Below are 21,386 nucleotides of genomic sequence, written 5' to 3'. Positions count from 1 at the left end.
TTAAAATAGGCATAACTCCATGAAACTGTCCTCCATTCCTGTGCTCAAATTTCCTCTGGTCGATCTCAGTACAGATCCCCTAGATTTGCTGGTTGCCGGTCTTGCGCTACGTATGAAGCAGCTGGCCCGTACCAGCCCGAAATTTATTGAACTGGTCCATGAGCGTCAATTCCGTATCCAGATTGGCACAGATGAAGGGTTTGCACGTCAGATCATTGTGAATAATGGTCAGATTGATACAGTTTCAGGTGATGCAGAAAAGGCGGATTTTGTTCTGCAATTTGCTGACAGCGAGCAGGGGGTTAAAACCTTGATGAAAGGTGATCCTACTGCCTTTATGACCGGCATGCAAAGCGGTACCATCAAGATGGAAGGTGATTTTAGTTTGTTGGTCTGGTTTAACCAGGTGGCGAAAATGATTCCACCAAAACTGCCAAAGCCTGTTAAAGAGAAAGTGAAAATGGCACGTCAGTTTATTAAAGAAAAAACTGGTAAATAAGATTTAAAAAATTCTAAAAGACAGGAAATGCTGGCCGATTTAAAAATGGCTGGCATTTTTTATGGCGTTGAAAAATATTGAAGATGGCTAAGGTTTATTGGCAACCGTTTGAGACCGGATAAGCAAAAATAGTTCTACGGTCTATATATGGGTTTCTGATATTGAAAGAACTTTTGCTAAGAAGCAAAGCTTCTTCCCCTGGTGTGGAAGAGATCAAAGTAATCAAGCGCGACCCTGAAACAGAGTTTCTCAAGGAAAAACATTAAGAACAATAGATCAGGATAACCAAGTTGATAATGATCTATCCATAGCCGGGGTAACTTTAAGTTCTTTCTTTATGCTGCACATTATTCAACTTCTAAATTAAAGGTCACTGGTCCGTCATTGACCAGATGCACTTTCATGTCTGCCGCAAAAATACCGGTCTGTACATTGTCAAACTGGCTTTGGGCATATTCTACCAGTTGCTCATACAAAGCTTTTGCTTCAGTCGGCGGCATGGCCGGACCAAAATCCGGACGCAAACCTTTCTGGGTTTGAGCCATCAAGGTAAATTGAGATACCAGAAGTAAACCACCTTTGGCCTGACTGATATTCCAGCCCATTTTGCCTTGTTCATCATCAAAAAAACGATATTTCAATATTTTATCAATCAGTTTTTTGCCTTTTTCCAGATTGTCATTTTTACCTATACCCAGAAAAACCAGAATACCTTGTTCAATTTCACCTGTGATTTCTCCCTCAACCACGACTTTGGCTTCCAGAACCCGTTGCAATAAAGCGCGCATTTCACCTATAAACCGATAACTATATGGAGGGAGGTGATTGTAGCAAGAATGGCCTCTATAAAAATCTCCATTCTGAGTTTTAAACTCTTTAATTGTATGCTCGCTTTTGACTTTACCTTGCCGTCTGGAAGCCTTGTTTAAAAAATGGAATCTGCGATTGTTAGTTAGCTGCGCCAAGTCGACTATAATGCTCAAACTGAACAACCGGGAGCAAAAGCTGCGGCTGAATCTGCCAAAGGAATTGGTCAGCAACAGCAGTTGCAGAGCGTCATTCAGCAACAGGAGGCATTACAGAACGGCGCCGAATAACTGCTGCCGGGCCATTTTATTTTGTTAAACTTTTGTCGATAATTCAGCTAGCTGTACGTAAATCCTGCAATCTTGCCTAAATATTTATGCTTTAATGCAGAAAAGCACAGCGATATTTCTCTTCATTATGGCGCCAATCATCCAATCTTTGTTAGATACTGACTTGTACAAATTCACGATGCTACAAGTGGTATTGCACAAGTTTCCCCAAACTCATAGTGTCTATCATTTCCGTTGTCGTAATCTGGAAGAGACGGTATATCCACTGACGGATATTCTGGATGATCTGAATCATCAACTGGATTTGCTGTGTCAGCTTAAATTTAAAGAAGATGAGCTGCAATATCTCCGTGGCCTGCGTTTTATCAAAAGTGACTTTGTTGACTATCTGGAACTGTTCCAGCTGAAACGCCGTTTTATTCAGGCCAGCATTGACAGTCAGGGCCGTCTGGACATTATTGTAGAAGGTCCGATGGTACAGGCGATGATGTTTGAAATTTTCGTACTGGCCATTGTCAACGAACTGTATTTCAGCCGTATTCGTAGCCCTGAGGTGCTGGCCGAAGGTGAACGTCGCTTAACCGCCAAAATTGAACTGTTAAAGCAGTGTGATGCTGCACAGGACCCAAATGATCCACCATTTTTGGTCTCGGATTTTGGCACGCGTCGTCGTTATAGTTTTGCCTGGCAAAAGCATGTGGTCGAAGAATTTAATAAGGCTGCGCCGCATGTATTCCGTGGCACCAGTAATGTGCTGCTGGCCAAAGAACTCGGCATTACCCCGATTGGCACCATGGCGCATGAATTCCTGCAAGCCTTTCAGGCGCTGGACGTACGTCTGCGTGACTTCCAGAAAGCAGCGCTTGAAACCTGGGTACAGGAATATCGTGGTGACCTAGGCATTGCTTTAACCGATGTGGTCGGCATGGATGCGTTCCTGCGTGATTTTGATCTGTACTTTGCCAAATTATTTGATGGCCTGCGTCATGACAGTGGCGATCCCTATGAATGGGGCGATAAAGCGTATGCGCATTATAAGCAGCTTAAGATTGACAGTAAAACCAAGATGCTGACCTTTAGTGATGGTCTGAATCTGGAAAAAGCCTGGAAATTGCACCAGTACTTTAAGAACCGTTTTCAGGTCAGTTTTGGAATCGGGACGAACTTGACCAATGATATGGGGCAGACCCCCTTGAATATTGTACTGAAGCTGGTGGAGTGTAATCGTCAGTCTGTGGCTAAAATTTCCGACAGTCCGGGCAAGACCATGACCGATAACGATACTTTCCTGGCTTATTTGCGCCAGGTCTTTGATATTGCAGAACCTGCTTAAAATTTTCTACAACCGTCTGAACCCAGACGGTTTTTTATTGGGGTGCTTTGCCTCAACTGTAGCTTATTTAAAATGATGCTAAGGATCTTTAGAAAAACCACATTAGTGAAAAAGTGAGCTGTGTTAAGATCACAGAGACTTGATCAATTCTATTGATGATAACCATGACAGCTTCCGCATTTAATTTTGGCCTGCTGATTGAGGCTGAAGATTTAGTTCCACATCTGGGTAATGAAAAACTTCGTATTGTCGATTTGAGTCGGGCCTCGGTATATGAACAATTACATATTCCGCATGCTTTGCACTTGCTGCCTAAACTTCTGCTGCGTCAGGAAGAAAATGCGATGGGCTTGTTGCCAGATCTGGAAGGTTTGAACGCATTGATCGGTTATCTGAATATCTCTCCAGAGCATCATGTGGTGGCTTATGATGATGAAGGCGGTGCTTGGGCCGGTCGTCTGCTGTGGAATCTGCATTGTCTGGGCTTTGAAAATACCAGTCTGCTCAATGGCGGAATTCATGCCTGGCTGGGGGCTGGCTTACCGACTTCTTCTAGGCAGGAACAATTTCTCACAGTTGAGCATTTGCTTCCGGTCCAGCTGGAAAATAAGGCCGAGTTTCAGATTGGCTATCAAGACTTAAGGCAACTGGTTGAAAATAAAAAGATTCAGATCTGGGATTGCCGTACAGAAGATGAATATACCGGCTTGCGTCTGGCTGCACGACGCGGCGGTCATATTCCGGGAGCACGTCATTTTGAATGGAGTACTGCCCTTAACCGTGAAAATCATTTAAAATTACATCCCTTACCACGTACCCGACAGCGTCTGGAACAACTTGGCTTTGATCTGGATCAGCCGGTTGTGGTGTATTGTCAGTCACATCATCGTTCAGGTTTGGCGTATATTCTGGGCCGTTTACTGGGCTGGAAAATCCAAGTCTATGATGGTGCGTGGAGTGAATGGGGCAACCGCCTCGATAGTCCAATCGCTACAGGGGAGGTGCTGTCTTGAGCATCACATCGCGTTTAAAGCAACAATTATTTATTAAGGCACAAGGTCTGGTGCCGCAGCATCGTCTGTCTCGCGTGGTGGGTAAAATTGCCGCCAGTGAAAACCCGATTGTGAAAAATGCCGCGATTGCGGCGTTCAAGGCACAATATGGCATTGATATGAGTATTGCAGAGCAAGCCAATGCCTTGAAATATAAATCTTTTAATGAATTTTTTACCCGTGGCCTAAAAGCAGGTATTCGCGCCGTAGATACCGATACTCGCAGTATTGTATCGCCTGCGGATGGCGCCATTTCCCAATTGGGCAAAATCGAAAATGGCGATGTGTTTCAGGCCAAAGGCCAGAAATATACCGTCGAAACCCTGATCGCTGATCCGCAACTGGCAGGACCATTTAAGGATGGTCAATTTGCTACTGTATATCTGTCACCGCGCGATTATCACCGTGTGCACATGCCATTTGCTGGAACTCTAACTGAAACCTTATATGTCCCCGGCGAGCTGTTCTCAGTCAATCAGGTGACTGCGGAAAATATTCCGGGACTGTTTGCCCGTAATGAACGCATGGTTTGCCTGTTCGATACCGAAGTGGGCCGGATGGCAGTGGTGCTTGTTGGTGCCATGATTGTGGCGGGTATTGAAACGGTGGCGACCGGTAAAGTGAAACCTTCCGGCCGCATTGAGCTGAACCAGCATAACCTGTTTCTGGAAAAAGGCGCTGAACTGGGACGTTTCTATCTTGGCTCAACAGCGATTATCCTGTTTGAAGAAAACAAAATGCAGTGGGATGCCGCCTTTAAAGCTAATTCATTGGTGAAAATGGGTGAAAAATTAGGCCATTTACTTTAATTTTTAACCCATAAGGCTAAAATGAACCCTCATTAAAAACAGGTGTATTCAGCTATGAAATGCATCAATTATAAGTTTAGAGGGTTCAGCTAGAGGGAAGTTGATTTTATTTGTCTTGGCTTGAATCTTGAGGTAGAGACTTAAGTACAGCAACACCATGAACATTTTTTGATGTAATGCCGAAATAGATTTTTATATAATTGAAGTCAGTATAACCCACCCTCAGTACTTTTCTCCCGACTGGCTAAGTTTTTCAATCCACGATGTCTTTTCATTTGAAAATAAGGGCAAATAACCAGCTCGGTGGAATTAATAAAACGAATCCCTGTATCTGCCTTGACTGGATGGAAAAAATAACTCAAATCTCATAAGTAGTGTGGCATGATTTTGATAACGGGGGAGAGCTTAACAGTTTGAGAAAAGTGGCGTTTCAGAATAGAACAATCATGGGCGAATAAAAAGACTTAGCTTGAAAAGTTCGGGTCAGGTATTAGGGCGACCACGGGGTATTTCACTGCAAATGCCGAGCTAAGATATACCTCATAGTCTTAAGGTGAATAAAAAATCCCAGTCACGACCGACTGGGTGTTTTGATAGATTTATCAGCTTGCATACTGACTCTTTGCTCATTGTTCGACAGGTTTATGCAGTTTTTTTACCCTGCTCCCTAAACTATTTTTTATATTTGCCACCTCTTACCCTCTCTTGTAAGTCTCTTGCATTCTTTTCATTGATTTTTATACGATCAATCTTAGTGTTAGGGACGAGTTTTGCTATAGTAAGAATAATTTTAAATTTAACATCAGGACTAGGTTATGTCAGCGACACCACGCATTGGGATTTTAGGTGCAGGCGGCCGTATGGGACGCATTCTTATTCAGGCGGTTAATGAAGCCGGCTATCAACTGGCCGCTGCCGTAGAACGCCCTGAAAGCTCGCTGATCGGTGCGGATGCCGGTGAACTGGCGGGTGTGGGCCGCCTGGGCGTCAAAGTCGTAGGCAATCTTGAAGAGGTCGTTCAGGACTGTGACGTCGTGATTGACTTTACTGCGCCTGCGGCCACAGTCCAGCATTTAAAAATTTGCCGTGAACATGGTGTAGCCATCGTGATTGGCACGACCGGGATGAATGACGAGCAAAAAGCCTACTTAGATGCATCGGCACAAGAAACACCGGTGGTATATGCAGCCAACTATTCAGTCGGTGTAAACGTTTCTATTAAACTCCTTGAACTGGCTTCCAAAGTTTTTGGGGATAGCGTAGATATCGAAGTTATTGAAGCGCATCACCGTCATAAAGTCGATGCACCGTCAGGTACGGCCTTGATGATGGGTGAAGCGATTGCAGAGGCTTTAGGCCGTGATCTGAAAAAAGATGCGGTTTATCATCGTGAAGGACATACGGGTCCGCGTGAACGTCAAAGTATCGGTTTCCAGACTATTCGTGGCGGTGATATTGTCGGTGAACATACCGCCATGTTTATTGGCGAAGGGGAACGTGTAGAAATTACCCACAAAGCCACCAACCGTATGAACTTTGCTTCAGGGGCGGTACGTGCAGCAGCATGGGTCGTGGGTCGTGAAGCACGCAAATATGATATGAAAGATGTGCTGGGTTTTAACGATATAAAGGTTTAAAAATCCGTCAAAATCATTTATAAAAAGATTAAAACTAAAATAAGATGAATCCTACAATGCAAAAAATGATCTTGACGTGCTGTGCTATGGCATTCATTGCCATGGCACAGGCAAAATCTATAGACAATGCCAAACTCTCCATTCATAAAAATAATATCAAGGTCTGGACCTATCAAGATGAACGTCACCCGGTCTTTTTGTATAAAGCTGAAACCTCCTATGATGTACCGATTGAGAAAGCAGTTTCCCTGATTCTGGATGTCGAGCAGGCAGTGAAATGGGTTCCCTATATGGGCAGTATCAAGCTCTTGTCACGCGACAACATCAAAGGTGATTTTACCTTGTATATGGTGCTGGATTTTCCCTTTCCTCTCAAAGACCGCGACCTGGTGGTACAGGGCAAAATGATCAAGAATGCCAATGGTCAGATCACCATCAGGAATAAGGCGATTTCAACTGGCTATGCCCTAAATCCAAACTATGTTCGTTTAACCGATTATCAGGGTGACTGGACTTTCCAGAAGCTAGGCAATCATAAAGTCAAGGTTTCGACTTATGGCTATGCCAATCCGGAAGGTTCCATTCCTCTGACTTTCGTGAATATGTTTGTCCAGCAGCAGCCTTATCAGATGCTACAAAAGATGAAAACCGAGCTTGCCAAACCTGTATCCAGCTCTGTTTTACCCGAAGCTTTGCGTTAAACAGGCCATAAAAAAAAGTCTGCTTGAAGCAGGCTTTAGATGGAAGAGTTGAATCTCATTCTGAAATAAACTGATAGCTTAGAGAGCTGGTATATGGAACACCCAGCCAGTCCCAGAGGCATACCCAACAGAATGCTGTATTGCTCTTGAATATGATGATCCTTATGTAGTGAAGAGGTGATGGATCATTTTAATCAAAGAGCGAAATTGAACTAAATTGCTCTCCACTCAAGTGCGAGGCCTGCTGGAATATACCACTGCTGTCACAATCCGCTTTGGCGAGTGATATGATTCCAGTCTGTATGTCAGATGATTCTATCGTGGCCTATTGCGTTAAATAATTAGAAATCGGCCTTGAGTACAATCCGGTAACGTGCCTGGCCAGAATGCAGGCGTTCAATTGCAGCATTAATCTCCGACATCGGGAAAAGTTCAATCTGAGGGGCAATATTTTTACGCGCAGCGAACTGGAGCAACTGACGCAAGGCCGCCGGAGAGCCTGTTGGTGAACCGGTGACGGATTTAGCCCCTCCAATTAGAGAGCTGGCGGAAATCTGCATCGGCTCCAAAGGCAGACCCAGCATATGCAGAGTGCCATTGGGTGCCAGTGTCGCCAAGTAAGCCTTCCAGTCTAAGGTCACATTGACCGTACTGAGCAGCAAATCAAATTTACCTCGCAGCGCTTTAATGGCGACAGGATCACGGTTATTGACTACATGATCGGCGCCCATGGCATGCAGCTCCTCTATTTTATCCAAACTGGAAGTAAAGGCCGTAATCTCACAGCCCCAGGCTTTGAGCAGCTTGATTGCCATATGCCCCAAACCGCCGATACCAATCACCCCCACATGATGAATGGCCTGAATCTGATGTTTGAGTATCGGGTCAAAGACCGTAATACCGCCGCAGAGCAGCGGGCCGGCACTTTCTGGGTCCAGATCCTGCGGAAGCGGAATCACCCATTGCCAGCCGGCACGTACTTTATCGGCAAAACCTCCAGCATGACCGACGATGGTCGCCACCTGTCCACCCGTACACAAGACCTGCTGACCTGAAAGACACGGATCACAATACTGGCAGCTTTCTGCAGTCCAGCCAATGCCAACGCGCTGGCCTATTTTTAACCCTTTGGCTTCAGCACCCAGCTGACGAATGGTGCCGATGATTTCATGTCCGGCCACCACCGGATAGACGGAAGAACCCCAGTCATTATTGATCACTGAAATATCAGAGTGGCAGAGACCACAATATTCTACCTGGACTTCGACCTGATGGGGTTGCAGTTCACCGGCATCAAACTGATAAGGTTCCAGTGCGGCACCTGCAGACATGGCAGCATAGGCTTGAATGGTATTCGACATATTTTTAGCTCTTATTGGAAGGGGAAGATAGGATTTTAAAGTCACAGTGATTTTCATGATCATTGACCATGCCGACAGCCTGCATAAAGGCATAACAAGTGGTCGGGCCGACAAATTTAAAACCTGCCTGTTTTAAGGCCTTGGACATCTGCCGGCTTTGGTTGGTCTGTGCAGGTGCTTGCCGATAATCTGGAACATCATGGCTGGTTTGCGCTGGCTCGGCAAAAGACCACAGCCAGTCCACCATATGGATGCCCTGTTGGCAGAGGCGTTGCCAGGCGCGGGCATTGTCACGAATCGCGGTGAGTTTGCCGATATGCCGTATCAAGCTCGCATCTGCAAGTTTGCTCTGGAGTTGTTCCTCGGTAAACAACGCGATAGTCTGAATGGAATATTGAAAGAAATGTTGACGATAAGCTTCACGTTTTTTGAGCACCGTAATCCAGGCCAGACCGGCCTGCTGGCCTTCTAGGCACAACATCTCAAACAGACGCTTTTCATCATACAGCGCTTGTCCCCATTCCTGATCATGGTAGGCCATGTAAAGCGGATCATTGGAACACCAGCTACAGCGTTGAAGGGTCATGCGACGCTCCTGATTTTTATAATAACGTTGCCAAATACCTGCCAAATTGCCTTTAATCCGGCTTGCTTTGGTCATGATTCAATAGGCTACACTTTAACTAAACTGCATAAAACTTCTTTTCAGGATTAAATCATTTTGGGAACTTAAGCAATAAAATACGACTTTTTATAGTCTAAGCAGACACGTTCAAATACTTCACGCATCGTTCTGAGCATCGCTTTAGTAAAAACATCTCTACGATATTTAGCCACAAAGACTAAATGTACGTGCATATTGAAAACGCAGTGGCGACCTGTTCTAATCTCTTGATATTACTCATAGACCAAATATATTTTTAAGTATGAAGACACTTAAATTACGCATAAAAGACAAACATTGCAAGATGCTAGACCAACTAGCATTAGAGGTGAACTTTGTCTGGAATTATGTCAATGATTTGTGTTTTAAACACTTGCAAAGAAAACAAAAATTCTTTTCAGCATACGATATTTCAAAATATACAAAAGGTGCATCCAAAGAATGTAACTTGCACAGCCAAACCATACAGGCAGTTGCAGAAGAATTAGTGACAAGACGCAAGCAATTCAAGAAAGCAAAATTAAAATGGCGTGTCAGCAATAAAAAATCAGCTAGACGCTCTTTAGGATGGATACCATTCAAGAAAGTAGCAATCAAATGTGCTGATGGCTATGTTCAATATGGTAAGCATCAATTCAAACTATGGGATAGTTACGGGCTAAGCAAATACAATGTTAAAACAGGCTCGTTTGTCGAGGATAGTCGTGGGCGTTGGTATGTTTGCCTTGTGATTGATTCAATTAAAACTCAAAAAAGTACTGCTAAAACCTCAATTGGCATAGATTTAGGTTTAAATGATTTAGCGACTTGTTCCGATGGCGTAAAGTTGAAAGCGCCTAAAATCTATCGACAATATGAACAAAAACTTGGCATTGCACAACGTGCAAAAAATAAGACACGTGTCAAAGCTATTCACGCCAAGATAAAAAATATACGTCAAAACATGCTGCATCAATTCAGCCATAAATTGGTGAATCAACATGCAGCAATCTTTGTTGGCAATGTGAATGCCAAAGCATTAGCACAAACTAGATTGGCTAAGTCAGTGTTAGATGCAAGTTGGACAACATTAAGAACCATGCTCAAGTATAAATGCGAGAACGCAGGAGTATGGTATGAAGAAGTCAATGAAGCGTATACCACCCAAACGTGTTCGTGCTGTGGCTCACGTTCCAGTAGTCCGAAAGGTAGAACAGGCTTAGGAATAAGAGAATGGCAGTGTCGTGAGTGTGGTAGCTCATGGGATCGGGATATAAATTCCGCACTGAATATTCTTGCGCTTGGACATGAGCGTCTCGCAGGAGGAATCTCCGTCCTTTAGGTCGGGGAGGATGTCAAAGCGAAGCTTCCGCTCAGGATGGTTTAAGAGTCTTGATTGACCGATTGTGGCCACGAGGGGTAAAAAAGGAGGAGGCTAAAATTGATATCTGGGCCAAAGACATCACCCCATCAAATGCTTTGAGAACATGGTTTCATGAAGATATGGAGCAGCATTAGGATGAGTTTCAACAGAAGTATCAGCAAGAACTAGAAAGTCAAACTGCGCAGCTGGATAAAATTAGAAGTCTAGCTCAAGAAAAAGATATTACTTTAATTACTGCTGCTCAAGATAAAGAGAAAAATCATGCTCTGGTATTAAAGAAGATTCTTGAACAGCGATGAAGCAGAATATGTGAGTCTGATCGGACATACGAACTAGAGTTCCGGGTTGCATGTACCCACCTCCAGCGCGCTCTAGTCCTTGGGGTTTTTAAATTCGAGTCCTATCCGTGATTTGAAGGATTGTTACAGTTTAAATGCAGTCCACTGATCTTGCTGATTATCCCAGTAGGACAGTTCTGCCTGTGCCAGATCAGCAAACTGAATCCACATGTCTTTGCCGGCTTTGTCTGCATAGCCCGTAGTGATCAGAAGCGCTTCTTCAGTAATTTCCATGACCCAGCCCTGATAGCTTTGACCATTCAATACAATTTTTTGTTGATTGCCTGACTCAGCAAATTCGACCAGACGGTTGATCAACGCTTCTGACATGTAAATTTCCTAAAATTAACGTAAATAGGGGTAGGGATTAACCACACCACGCCCTTTGCCATTCAGATAAAGGCCATAGTGCAGATGCGGTGCGGTATGGCGAGCATTGCCACTATTACCGACATAACCGATAACATCGCCTTTTTTGACATAATCACCGACTTTCAAGCCATGTTTATGACCATCAAGATGCGCATAATAATGCCAGGTCCCGCTGGGACCCAAAATCCAGACTACTTTACCACCCAAATTGTTATTTCGTAAATCTGCAATCAGCCCCGGTGTCGTGCTGCGAATTTTGGTTCCACGTGGAGCCAAAATATCAATCCCTTCATGCAGACGACCGCGACTACGAGAAGCCCCCCAAGTATCTTGGAGTTCTGATGCCCGGATTCGATCCACCGGAATTGGCAAGGAGGCGGGCAGCGGCATGCCGTTCAGCTTTTGTATCAGCGCAGGATTTAGCTGTGCAGCAGAAGGGTGTTTCGGGGCACTACTACAGGCCGCCAAAAATAACATGCTCAGCAATAGCCAGCAGAAGGCAAGGGAGTGGCGCAAGATCTTCATCCTTAAATAAGGCCAGTATGGTTTTTCCTGCTTTAGACTATGTCATAGATTTACGGTAGAAATCAATTTTTTCATGGCGGTCGGAATACCCGCATGGATGGCCGCTTCGGGGCTCATCCAGCTACCTTGCAGCTCAAGCGACAGATGCTCCTGCTGGTCTGGTTCGACCATAAAGATGACTGCTTCAAGCTGCCAGGTGAAATGGGTAAAACTATGACTGATCCGGACTTTTTGAATGACACTTTTTAAGCCAAGTTGTTGGCAGCGCTGCTCAAGTTCATGTTCAGTTTCAATAATTGGCAGACACCAGAGCCCACCCCACAGCCCACTATTAGGACGCTGTTGCCAGAGCCATTCTGCATCTGCCTGAATCAACAGGACCTGAGCCGATCTGACAGGAACGGGTTTCTTGGCTTTTTTAAAGGGTAATTCATTTTCCAGGCCCTGCTGATGCGCTTTGCAATGCTGCTGCATCGGGCAATACAGACATAAAGGCTTTTTAGGGGTACAGATGGTTGCACCGAGATCCATAATGGCCTGAGTATAGTCATGATTCCGTTCCACAGGACAGAGCTGTTCTGCCAGTTGCCAAAGGGCACGTTCATGAACGGATTTGGACAGGTCATCTTCAATGGCAAAAAAGCGTGCCAGCACCCGTTTGACATTGCCATCCATGATCACGCCGTATTGGCGTAAGCCCAAAGACATCAGGGCACCGGCGGTTGAGCGGCCGATTCCGGGCAATGCCATCCATTCTTCGAGTGTAGCGGGGAAATGTCCCTGTACCGTGACCATGCCGGCTGCCTTATATAAATTACGGGCGCGGGCATAATAGCCTAACCCGGCCCAGTAAGGCGCGACTTCATCCCAAGACGCTGTACCCAAGTCCTGCACAGTCGGGAAGCGCTGAATAAAACGCTCAAAATATTGCAGTACGGTTTTCACCTGAGTCTGCTGAAGCATAATTTCAGAGACCCAGACCTTATAAGGATCATCTGCGGTCTGCCAAGGCAAGTCATGACGGCCATGCACATCAAACCATTCTAACAGGGCATTTGAAAATACAAACATGAAAGCAAACAGGGGGAAAGGAAATGATGCCTAGTATAACTGAAGAGCGGGAGCTGAAAATGAAAAGTCAGCGAAACTGTGCTGCTTGAAACAAAGCAAAGCAATGAAAGGCAGAATCAAAGTGAACACTTCGCGAAGCGTTCACTTAGCAGAGATTAAAGCTTTATTTTTCAATACCCCAGCGTTCATCCAGCTTTAAGGCCTTATCTTCATAACGTGGAATAATATGAATATGCAGATGATCCACCTTTTCATGAAAGACTTCACCATCATTAAAGCCAATATGAAAACCGGTAGGCTGGTAGCGAATTCTCAGCTCATTCCGTGCCTGTTCCAGTAAAGACATCATGGCTTTTCGTTCTTTATCGGTGACTTCAAAAAATGAAGAGACATGACGCAGTGGAATAATCACACAATGGCCTTTAGACAATGAATGCGGCTCCGGAATGACCACACTATATTCATTTTGGGCAATGACATCATATTCATCATAATCACAATAAGGGCAATGGGCTTCAGTCATGATGAGTATCTCCTCTGGTCGGATTTATTTTATATTCTTCAAGCATAAGGCCGGTTCCCTAATCCTGTTTTAAGCCGGGTAGGGACACCGTCAGCAAAATAGGTATTAGCCCAAACGACGCGCAAGTAGCTCATACATGGCAGCCAGGCTTTGCTTTTCTGCTTCTGCGTTATAGCCCAGATCGACAGCATTGGCTTGGGCACGTTCATCGGCCAATGGATTGCTAAAGCCATGTTTGGCATTTTCAAACACGATCACTTCATGCGCCACTTTGGCTTGCTGCATTTCATGTTTAAAGCTTGCCACATCATCCAGCGTGACCATGCTGTCCAGCTCACCATGCATGACTAAAATTTCGGCCTGAACCTGGCCTTCCTGCGCCGGTGCCTTAGGTGAAAGGTTGGCATGGAAGGTTGCAACTGCTTGGAGCGGCGCATTCGAACGTGCCAGATCCAGCACCACTTTACCGCCATAGCAGAAACCTATCGCAGCAAGTTTTTCTGGATTGACTTCAGCCTGTTCAGCCAGTACTTGTAAGCCAGCCGCAGCACGGTTAACAATGGTATCCGGATCTTCAAAGGTCTGCATCATCCATTCATAGGCCTGATCAGACTGGGTGGTCACTTTTTTCTCGCCGTACATATCAAGGGCCAAGGCCGCATAGCCATGTTCTGCAAGTTCACGGGCACGCTGTTCAGTATATTCATTCCGTCCCCACCATTCGGGTGCCACAATAACGCCAGCGACAGGAATATCGGCCTCAGGTGCAGCAAAATAACCAATAAGTGACTGCCCATCCTGAGCAGTATAGTGAATTTCGCGAGTCTTGATGGTGGCCATACTCAGCTCCTTTATTCTTGTGAAGTACATTGATTAAAGCATAAAAATAGCAAAACTAATGTGAAGATGACATGAAAACAGCAGATTGATTCATGGCTACGCTTAACAAAGGGAAAAGCCAATCATGCAAATTCGGCCTTTTCATTTTTTAAGTACAGACGTTTTTTATTTAATGACTTCAATCAGTTCAATATCAAAAATCAGGGTACTATTTGGTTCGATTACATCCCCTGAACCTACTTGTCCATAGGCCAGTTCCGCAGGAATAAAGAAGCGGTATTTGGCACCTTCTTTCATGAGCTGCAGCCCTTCAGTCCAGCCGGTAATAACTTGTGTCGTCCGAAATACCACAGGCTGGGTGCGGGCAATCGAACTGTCAAACACCGTACCATCCAGTAAACGGCCTTCATAATGCACCCGAACATTGCTGTTGGCAGTCGGTGACTTGCCTTTGCCTTCCTGTAGCACTACATATTGCAGACCGGATTTGGTGGTTTTCACTCCGGGTTTTTTCGCATTTTCTTTTAAAAAAGCCTGACCTATCTTGGCATTTTCATCTGCCTGCTGTTTTAGCTGAATCAGCTCTTTGGCTTCGCTCTGGCGTTTGAACTGGCTGAGTACTCGTGCCATCTCTTCATCGCTGATACTGGCATTCTGGCCAGCCGCCGCCGCTTTTAATCCCTGGCTAAACGCATCTAGGTCAATCCCTTGCAAGGCGTCAATATTGCTACGTCCAATCAGGTAGCCAAAGCTATAGCCGACCTGTTCGGCTTGGGTACTTTTTGTTGTAATTTCTTTGGCATACAGGCTACTCGAGCATAACAGCAGCGCAGCAAGACTAAATTGTATTTTCATTCTAGTATCTCAAAAATAAGGGAGAGCCAATGCCCTCCCTGAACCGTATTATTTTACTTCGATCAGTTCAACATCAAAAATCAGGGTGCTATTCGGTGGAATGGTGCCCGGAACACCTTGTTCACCATAGCCCAGTTGTGAAGGAATATACAGGGTCGCTTTACCACCTTCTTTCATCAGTTGCAGGCCTTCGGTCCAGCCTGGAATCACCTGATTTAAAGGAAATTCAATAGGTTCACCACGTTCAACTGAGCTGTCAAATACCGTACCATCGACCAGTTTGCCGCTATAGTGAACTTTTACCACCGAGCTGGCTGCCGGAGATTTACCGCTACCTTCCTGAGTAACCCGATATTGCAGGCCAGAAGCAGTGGTTTTGACCCCCGGTTTTTTTGCATTTTCAGTCAGGAAAGTATCGCTAGAAGCTTGGGCTTCTTTGGCACTGTTCAGCTGTTTTTCCTGCATTTCTTTCTGGAACTGCTCATAAGCCGCCTGTAATTCTTCTTCTGTATAAGCCGGTGCAGTACGGGCATGTCCTTCACGTACACCGGTCACAAAGCTATTAATATCAAGTTCAGGTGGCGTTTGATGGGCCACTTCATAACCGAGTGCATAGCTGATTTTGGCAACCGCAGAGGCATCTTTAGATGCTTTTGTGGTTTGGGTCGCAGGGTGTTGAGATGCATAGTAAACAGGTACTAGCGCGGCACCGCCCAGAAGAACAGCGACAGCAATCGGTAAGGCCTTACTCATGTATTATTCCAATCTAATGTTATCATTGAAGTTCATTCCATCTTAGCAGAAAATTTTAAGAAATCTTGTAGAGTGCGTGGATTTTTAGCAAGCAAATGCACCCGCTGTGTTTAAAATAAAAGATAAAAAAACCAGCAATTGCCGGTTTTTTAATTGTTTGGATTTTAATCATGGTTGGAGAATGTCTAGACACAATGATTGCCCAACCAAAATTATATTTTGCCAAGAACCTAGTAGGAAAATAAGCCTTTTTCTAAAGGAAATTCAATCCCAATTGAGGCACCGCCATCATTGCCATGGAGGTCTGAATCACTGATCCAGCCATTTAATTTCAGAGGAATATCGGGGCGTAAATAATGGGTCCAGCTCACATCAACAGCTTTTAATTCATCCTGCACTGGAAAAGCTAAATTGGTAGTTCGGTTAGATTCATTCAACTTGGCAAACAGCACCCGAGCATTAACCCGATTGAGGCGATCGAAACGAATATCACCGCCTACTGAAATCATTTGACCATCCCCACCCATCGCATGTGCCAAGGGATAACCATGCTGATAAAACCCATCGGTATATACACTGTGATTATAGGAAACACCTCGGGCCTTGCCATTGGTACGGGTATCCGCCCATTCGGTATATAGCTGGAAGGGCATATTCTTATAGCTAGAAGAATAATCGACCCCAGCCAAATACATTTTTTTTGCTGGTAAGCCACCAGCTTCATCTTCACCAATATATTGTGCATACATCCCCATTGGGACGTGCACCAGCGGTTGTAGATTTAAGCGCGCATCAAAACCGGCAATTTGATTGGATGGATCAGGTTCACCTGTGCCGCCATTGTCTTTATTACCGACAAAAGCATCCCAAAGTGAGCTCAGGCTTTCAGGTCGTCCTTCACCTCCCCACTGAATAGCACGCGATGCACCCAGCTCTAAATAGGGTAAAGGTTGTGCGGTGACACGTAAGCCAATTAATTTAGCATCAGGTACAGCATCGTAGTCATCCAGTTGTCCGGCAAAGGCTTGATATTGCCAAGGCCCAATCCAGGATAGCCATTGGTTGGCAAAAGCATTCTGCTCGGCACGCTGCATGGTCACACCATATACCGGACGACTGGCATCACCCCGAATTAAGCTGCCATCATGACCGGGTCCCCAGTAGGTCGGAATCTGTCCAGCAATCAGCCATTGATTCCATAATTTACCTGCAATATAAGACCCTTCAACATTCACATCTTGATCATGATCAATCTGCGGATCTTTTTCTGCATTCACGCGAAGTCTGGCATCCCAATTCTGATTGCCTGCATTTAATTCTAAACCCGCTTGGTATTGAGCTTTTTGCTGGTCGCCAAAGGCTTGAGGAAGATGTTTTTGATCTGTCTCTGCAAACAGGGATGCTTTGAGTAACTGGTTACTGGCATTCAAATGAGCCATGACAGAATCAATGACTTTTTGCTGATTATTATTGCTGATTTTTGCCTGAGAAAGGGCGCGTTGAATTTCATCACCACTCATTGGCCAGGTTGACGTGCTGATTTGAATCACACCTTGCTGATTTAACCAGTTTAAATCGGTGCGCAGGTCTTGGTCATTTAAAACGATGCCTTGGGCAAAGGTCAGTGAGGAGCTTAATGCCAAGCTGGCAAGCAGTGTTTTTGATTTAAACATTCTTGTATATTCTCAGGAGTTTTAAACTGTAACCACGATAGGGTTTTTAGTTGATTTTTTCAACAATGATCATTTGGAATAAATGTAATAGAGGATGATTTCACACCTTGCTTCAAGCAGGATGTGAAATCTAAGTTTAGACTGAATTAGTCCTGGTCTTTATTTGCGGTATAAGCATAGGCATAGTTATAACCATAACTATAACCACCATTGGCTTTTTGTACATCATTCAGAATGACACCATTGACTTTGACATTGGCCTGTTCAAAGCGATTCACCGTGATCTCCAGTTCTTTGATTTGTGTTTTGGCATGACGGGCAACCAATAAATTTACACCCGCATATTGCGCAATAATAATCCCGTCAGTCACTGCAAGCACAGGTGGGGTATCAATCAGGATATGATCAAAACTGGCCGAGGCCTGATCCAGAAAAGCTTTAAAATGTGCTGTACTTAAGAGTTCAGACGGATTGACCGGACTTTTACCACGTGTCACAAAGAACAGGTTTTCCACGCTTGCACTTTGAACGACATCGTCGTAGTTATTTTGATGATTCAACAATTCAGCTAAACCTGGCTGTACCTCGGCATTAAAGTACTTATGTAAATAGCCACGACGCATATCACCATCTATCACTAATACCCGTTTCCCCCCTTGTGCCAGAATCGTGGCCAGGTTCACGGCAATAAAGGACTTACCGATTTCAGGCGCAGGGCCACTCAGGGCAATAATATTATTCTGGGCACTGCTGAGGGCAAAGTGAATCGCAGTACGCATACTACGTAGGCTTTCAATGGCAATATCACCGCTATCCTTCACCGCAAGAATTGGAATATGCTTTTTCTTCTTCAGAAGTTTGATACGACTCTCTTGAATCAGTGAGCGAGGAACAGTGGCATAAACCGGCAGATCCAGTTCGTTTTCAATTTGGGCTGCATCTTTGATTCCTGAACGCATCATATTGCGCAGCAAAGCAAGCAGGGTTCCGAGAAAACCGCCCAGGAAAATTGATAAAATCAGGATCTGAAGCTTTTTCGGTTTAATGGGTTCAATGGGCGCCACTGCAGTATCGACAATCCGCACATTCCCAATTTCACCGGCTTTGGCGATATTCAGCTGTTGATAGGAATTGAGCAGCGAGGTATATAGCTGCTGTTTGACTTCTACTTCACGGTAAAGCTGTAAATAACGACGCTGCAAGTCCGGGAGCTGCTTTAAGGTGCTGCTGAGTTGTTCAATCTTTTTATTGATTGCGCCTAACTGGGCATTCATTTGCTGCATGACCGGATGTTCTGCCGTATAACGTGCAGACGCTTCAGCGACTTTCTGTTCAAGTTCCGCTTTTTGAGTTTCTAACGCAATGCTTTGAGTTAAATATAATTCAGATTCTTTGGTCACATCGACGGTATTATATTGCTGACGGAACTGGTTGAATTCACGTTCTGCAACATCCAGTTCTTGACGTAACTCGGGAAGCTGCTCATCCAGAAATTTTAAGGTTTGAGCTGATTCAGCAGAGCGGCGTTCGATATTCTGCTGGCTATAAGCCGATAAAATAGTATTCAGGACTTGGGTAATATGCTGTTTGTCTTGACCCTGATAGCTCAGTCCCAGTACACCGGTCATTTTACCTTTTTCGGCCACCGAATAATTATTCAACAGCGTTCGTACCGCAGCAGGCAAGCTCTGCTTTTGGATATAATAACTCGCTGCTGGATGATCCTGACTATAAATCGCAACTTTCCATAGGCCATATGCTGACTGGGACTGGCTAAGCTGGTTCAGTGGAGCTGAAAAAACAGTCTCGTCTGTATTTGGATCAGTCAGGCTATACTGGTTGTTTCCGAACGTTAACAGCAGGCTTTTGTCCCTAAAGTAGGCAGGGACCTGAAACTGGCGTACATCAAAGCTTTGCTGATTATCCTTGAAAAGAACAGATTTTTTGGAATATTCCACATCATATTCATGTTTTTTTAATAAGCGATTCCAGGTGTTATCTTCTGCACTTGCAATCACCACGTCTAAATTGAGGTCGTTGATTACTGAACCTAAAACCAGACGGGATTTTAGAATTTCAATTTCTGCCTGAGCAGGGGACTTCTGCTCAATCATAGTAGATAAATCACCCAGTAGGGCAGCAGAAGCGCCTTTACTATCTTCCACCTGTACCAGCGCATCTACCGCATAGGTGTTGGGGGTAATTCTTAAATAGAAGAGTGCTGCAATCAAGCTCAGCAGTACACAGAGGGCGATCAGTTTCCATTGAGCAATTAAAGAGAAAAATAACTCTTTTAAATCAATAGTGTCTTCGGTATTGGTATTTTGGCTCATAATTGTCATTCAAAAAATTAAATATGTTTTTTCCAGTCAGCAACGCATTGCTGGATTTGCTGACAGGTGCTGTCAAAAAATGCCTGATCATGTTGATAAGGATCGGCGATATCTTTTGACTGCCAATGTCCCAAACGGAAAGTTTTGCCTTTGGCAAAAGGCCAGGTTTTTTCAATATACTGTTGCTGGTTTTTGCTCATGACCAAAATCAGATCCGCCTGTTTGACCATCTCGCTATTCAGCTTTCGGGCAACATGACTCTGCATATCAATGTCAAAACCCTGCATGCAGTGTTGAGCCTTTGCATCAGCCGGATAGCCGACCATGCCTGAGATTCCTGCTGAATGAATAGTCAACTCAGGAAATTCCTGTTTTAAAAAAAACTCCGCCATAGGACTACGGCAAATATTACCAATACACACGACGAGAATATTACGAAACTGCATTATTGCCCCAGACGATCAAGATTATACAACGCATTTGAGAATGGAATAATCTGGTTCACGACACGTTGCCAGCGTGCCAAACCTGATGCATCGACATAGACAATATCATTGCTGCGCATTTTAAACTGGTTGGCCAGACCAAAGTCACCAATACTGCTCAAATCTAGATGATAGATTTCGGTCATGGCATGGTCTGAGGCACTACGCACCACATAAATTTTGCTGCGACTTGCAGAAAGGGGATTTAAGCCCAGGCTTTCCCCAATCACATCACTCAGGCTCATGCCCTGATCCCGCATTGGGAGAGACTGATTTTTACCAGATTCACCCATAACATAGACTTTCTGGTTTTCACGGCTGTTCACATACAGGGTGTCATTGGGCTGAATCAGCAGATTGTGCAGAGACAGACCTGCTTTTTCCAGTTCCACTGTATTCAAGTTATAGGTACGCCCCTGACGTACCAGGCTGATTGAGGCGTTATCGCCTTGCTGGGCGTTTACCCCACCTGCCATACCCAGTGCAGTATAGACACTGACCGGCTGATCACTGAGATAGAATTGACCGCCCTGCATCACATTGCCTTGTACTGAAAAACGCTGACCTTGATAAGACAAGACCCGTACAATGACATCGGGGGTTTTTAAATAGCGTGCAAGCTGGCTGCGCAGTTCTGAATTCACCTGAGCAAGTGACTTGCCAGCGGCCTTGTAGCGACCAATAATCGGAAACTGGATATAACCCTGTGAGTCAATCTGATAACCATTCGACTCGACTGCTTTTTCACTGCTGATGGTATTGGTAGGAGGGGTAATTTCAGGATAGGCCCATAAATAAATAGAAAGAATATCGCCAGAGCTTAAACGGTAGTTTTTATGCGGTGTACTAAATAAGGCAGTCAAATGGGCTGGACTGGCTTGTGCAGGCTGAAGCGCAAATAAATTATCTTGGGTCAGTCGAATGACATTCACTCGAGTGCCGGCCTCGGTCTGATAGATACCTTCACTCGGCAGGTCAGAAGTTTGTAGGCCAGAGGTGACCGCACAGCCAGTGGTGGCAATGCCACATGCCAATAAAATAGCCAGTTGAAAGTGTTGCACACGAAATTCCATTATTAAATTTTTTAAAAAGTTTTAAATAA

General features: G+C 44.7%; 22 protein-coding genes and 2 pseudogenes. 8 read left to right on the top strand and 16 right to left on the bottom strand.

The window, feature by feature from the left end:
* Positions 1-19 precede the first annotated feature (19 nt).
* The gene (locus E5Y90_RS13700) at positions 20-499 is read left to right on the top strand and encodes an SCP2 sterol-binding domain-containing protein (protein ID WP_151205347.1); all 480 of its coding nucleotides are present in this window, start codon (positions 20-22) and stop codon (positions 497-499) included.
* Positions 500-846: 347 nt separating this feature from the next.
* Here E5Y90_RS13700 and dtd read toward each other — a convergent pair whose 3' ends face one another.
* Positions 847-1,287 (bottom strand): D-aminoacyl-tRNA deacylase, encoded by a 441-nt coding sequence (gene dtd, locus E5Y90_RS13695; protein WP_151205346.1) that lies wholly within the window; start codon positions 1,285-1,287, stop codon positions 847-849.
* Positions 1,288-1,723: 436 nt separating this feature from the next.
* On the opposite strand from dtd, the gene pncB reads away from it, so the two are divergent.
* The 3 genes from pncB to asd all read left to right on the top strand — a co-directional run bounded on the left by pncB (position 1,724) and on the right by asd (position 4,790).
* The gene (gene pncB / locus E5Y90_RS13690) at positions 1,724-2,929 is read left to right on the top strand and encodes a nicotinate phosphoribosyltransferase (RefSeq protein ID WP_151205345.1); all 1,206 of its coding nucleotides are present in this window, start codon (positions 1,724-1,726) and stop codon (positions 2,927-2,929) included.
* A 164-nt stretch (positions 2,930-3,093) separates the two neighbouring features.
* Positions 3,094-3,942, top strand: a complete 849-nt coding sequence (locus E5Y90_RS13685) for a sulfurtransferase (protein ID WP_174660495.1) — start codon at positions 3,094-3,096, stop codon at positions 3,940-3,942.
* Positions 3,939-4,790, top strand: coding sequence for an archaetidylserine decarboxylase (gene asd / locus E5Y90_RS13680; RefSeq protein ID WP_151205343.1), 852 nt, complete (start codon positions 3,939-3,941; stop codon positions 4,788-4,790). Before E5Y90_RS13685 ends, asd begins: the two co-directional genes overlap by 4 nt.
* Before the next feature lie 206 nt (positions 4,791-4,996).
* Here the strand turns inward: asd and E5Y90_RS17725 are convergent, their stop codons facing one another.
* A complete protein-coding gene (locus E5Y90_RS17725; RefSeq protein ID WP_416377168.1) occupies positions 4,997-5,065 on the bottom strand; it encodes a hypothetical protein in 69 nt (22 codons plus the stop codon).
* Between the two features lie 540 nt (positions 5,066-5,605).
* Here E5Y90_RS17725 and dapB point away from each other — a divergent pair.
* The gene (gene dapB, locus E5Y90_RS13670; RefSeq protein WP_174660494.1) at positions 5,606-6,427 is read left to right on the top strand and encodes a 4-hydroxy-tetrahydrodipicolinate reductase; all 822 of its coding nucleotides are present in this window, start codon (positions 5,606-5,608) and stop codon (positions 6,425-6,427) included.
* A gap of 56 nt (positions 6,428-6,483) precedes the next feature.
* A complete protein-coding gene (locus E5Y90_RS13665) occupies positions 6,484-7,128 on the top strand; it encodes a hypothetical protein (protein WP_174660493.1) in 645 nt (214 codons plus the stop codon).
* Between the two features lie 341 nt (positions 7,129-7,469).
* Here E5Y90_RS13665 and ahr read toward each other — a convergent pair whose 3' ends face one another.
* From ahr to E5Y90_RS17720, 3 genes and pseudogenes are all read right to left on the bottom strand, one after another.
* Positions 7,470-8,489, bottom strand: a complete 1,020-nt coding sequence (ahr, locus tag E5Y90_RS13660) for an NADPH-dependent aldehyde reductase Ahr (protein ID WP_174660492.1) — start codon at positions 8,487-8,489, stop codon at positions 7,470-7,472.
* Between the two features lie 4 nt (positions 8,490-8,493).
* Positions 8,494-9,075 carry a DNA-3-methyladenine glycosylase I gene (locus tag E5Y90_RS13655; protein WP_174660609.1) on the bottom strand — a complete coding sequence of 194 codons (582 nt, stop codon included), beginning with the start codon at positions 9,073-9,075 and terminating at the stop codon, positions 8,494-8,496.
* Positions 9,076-9,239: 164 nt separating this feature from the next.
* Positions 9,240-9,347, bottom strand: a pseudogene (locus E5Y90_RS17720) (transposase); the annotation flags it as partial.
* Between the two features lie 68 nt (positions 9,348-9,415).
* On the opposite strand from E5Y90_RS17720, the gene E5Y90_RS13645 reads away from it, so the two are divergent.
* Positions 9,416-10,474, top strand: a complete 1,059-nt coding sequence (locus tag E5Y90_RS13645; RefSeq protein ID WP_174660491.1) for an RNA-guided endonuclease InsQ/TnpB family protein — start codon at positions 9,416-9,418, stop codon at positions 10,472-10,474.
* Positions 10,475-10,524: 50 nt separating this feature from the next.
* Positions 10,525-10,815, top strand: a pseudogene (locus tag E5Y90_RS13640) (DUF488 domain-containing protein).
* A gap of 123 nt (positions 10,816-10,938) precedes the next feature.
* Here the strand turns inward: E5Y90_RS13640 and E5Y90_RS13635 are convergent.
* The 11 genes from E5Y90_RS13635 to E5Y90_RS13585 form a co-directional block, all read right to left on the bottom strand.
* A complete protein-coding gene (locus E5Y90_RS13635) occupies positions 10,939-11,184 on the bottom strand; it encodes a hypothetical protein (RefSeq protein WP_174660490.1) in 246 nt (81 codons plus the stop codon).
* Positions 11,185-11,199: 15 nt separating this feature from the next.
* The gene (locus E5Y90_RS13630; RefSeq protein ID WP_174660489.1) at positions 11,200-11,751 is read right to left on the bottom strand and encodes a M23 family metallopeptidase; all 552 of its coding nucleotides are present in this window, start codon (positions 11,749-11,751) and stop codon (positions 11,200-11,202) included.
* A 42-nt stretch (positions 11,752-11,793) separates the two neighbouring features.
* A complete protein-coding gene (mutY, locus tag E5Y90_RS13625) occupies positions 11,794-12,822 on the bottom strand; it encodes an A/G-specific adenine glycosylase (protein WP_174660488.1) in 1,029 nt (342 codons plus the stop codon).
* A gap of 163 nt (positions 12,823-12,985) precedes the next feature.
* Entirely contained in the window at positions 12,986-13,345 is a 360-nt protein-coding gene (locus E5Y90_RS13620) for an HIT family protein (protein ID WP_174660487.1), read from the bottom strand.
* 105 nt (positions 13,346-13,450) lie between these two features.
* Positions 13,451-14,185 (bottom strand): dienelactone hydrolase family protein, encoded by a 735-nt coding sequence (locus E5Y90_RS13615; protein WP_174660486.1) that lies wholly within the window; start codon positions 14,183-14,185, stop codon positions 13,451-13,453.
* A 165-nt stretch (positions 14,186-14,350) separates the two neighbouring features.
* Positions 14,351-15,040 carry an FKBP-type peptidyl-prolyl cis-trans isomerase gene (locus tag E5Y90_RS13610; RefSeq protein ID WP_174660485.1) on the bottom strand — a complete coding sequence of 230 codons (690 nt, stop codon included), beginning with the start codon at positions 15,038-15,040 and terminating at the stop codon, positions 14,351-14,353.
* Positions 15,041-15,088: 48 nt separating this feature from the next.
* Entirely contained in the window at positions 15,089-15,793 is a 705-nt protein-coding gene (locus E5Y90_RS13605; RefSeq protein ID WP_174660484.1) for an FKBP-type peptidyl-prolyl cis-trans isomerase, read from the bottom strand.
* Between the two features lie 230 nt (positions 15,794-16,023).
* The gene (locus E5Y90_RS13600; protein WP_174660483.1) at positions 16,024-17,466 is read right to left on the bottom strand and encodes a capsule assembly Wzi family protein; all 1,443 of its coding nucleotides are present in this window, start codon (positions 17,464-17,466) and stop codon (positions 16,024-16,026) included.
* Positions 17,467-17,612: 146 nt separating this feature from the next.
* A complete protein-coding gene (locus tag E5Y90_RS13595) occupies positions 17,613-19,799 on the bottom strand; it encodes a polysaccharide biosynthesis tyrosine autokinase (protein ID WP_174660482.1) in 2,187 nt (728 codons plus the stop codon).
* Between the two features lie 17 nt (positions 19,800-19,816).
* Positions 19,817-20,245 (bottom strand): low molecular weight protein-tyrosine-phosphatase, encoded by a 429-nt coding sequence (locus E5Y90_RS13590; protein ID WP_174660481.1) that lies wholly within the window; start codon positions 20,243-20,245, stop codon positions 19,817-19,819.
* A complete protein-coding gene (locus E5Y90_RS13585; RefSeq protein ID WP_174660480.1) occupies positions 20,245-21,345 on the bottom strand; it encodes a polysaccharide biosynthesis/export family protein in 1,101 nt (366 codons plus the stop codon). The genes E5Y90_RS13590 and E5Y90_RS13585 overlap by 1 nt, the downstream gene beginning before the upstream one ends.
* Positions 21,346-21,386: the final 41 nt, after the last annotated feature.

The organism is Acinetobacter sp. 10FS3-1, assembly GCF_013343215.1.
Lineage (GTDB): Bacteria > Pseudomonadota > Gammaproteobacteria > Pseudomonadales > Moraxellaceae > Acinetobacter > Acinetobacter lwoffii_C.
This window is presented reverse-complemented; position numbering and strand designations above follow the sequence as displayed.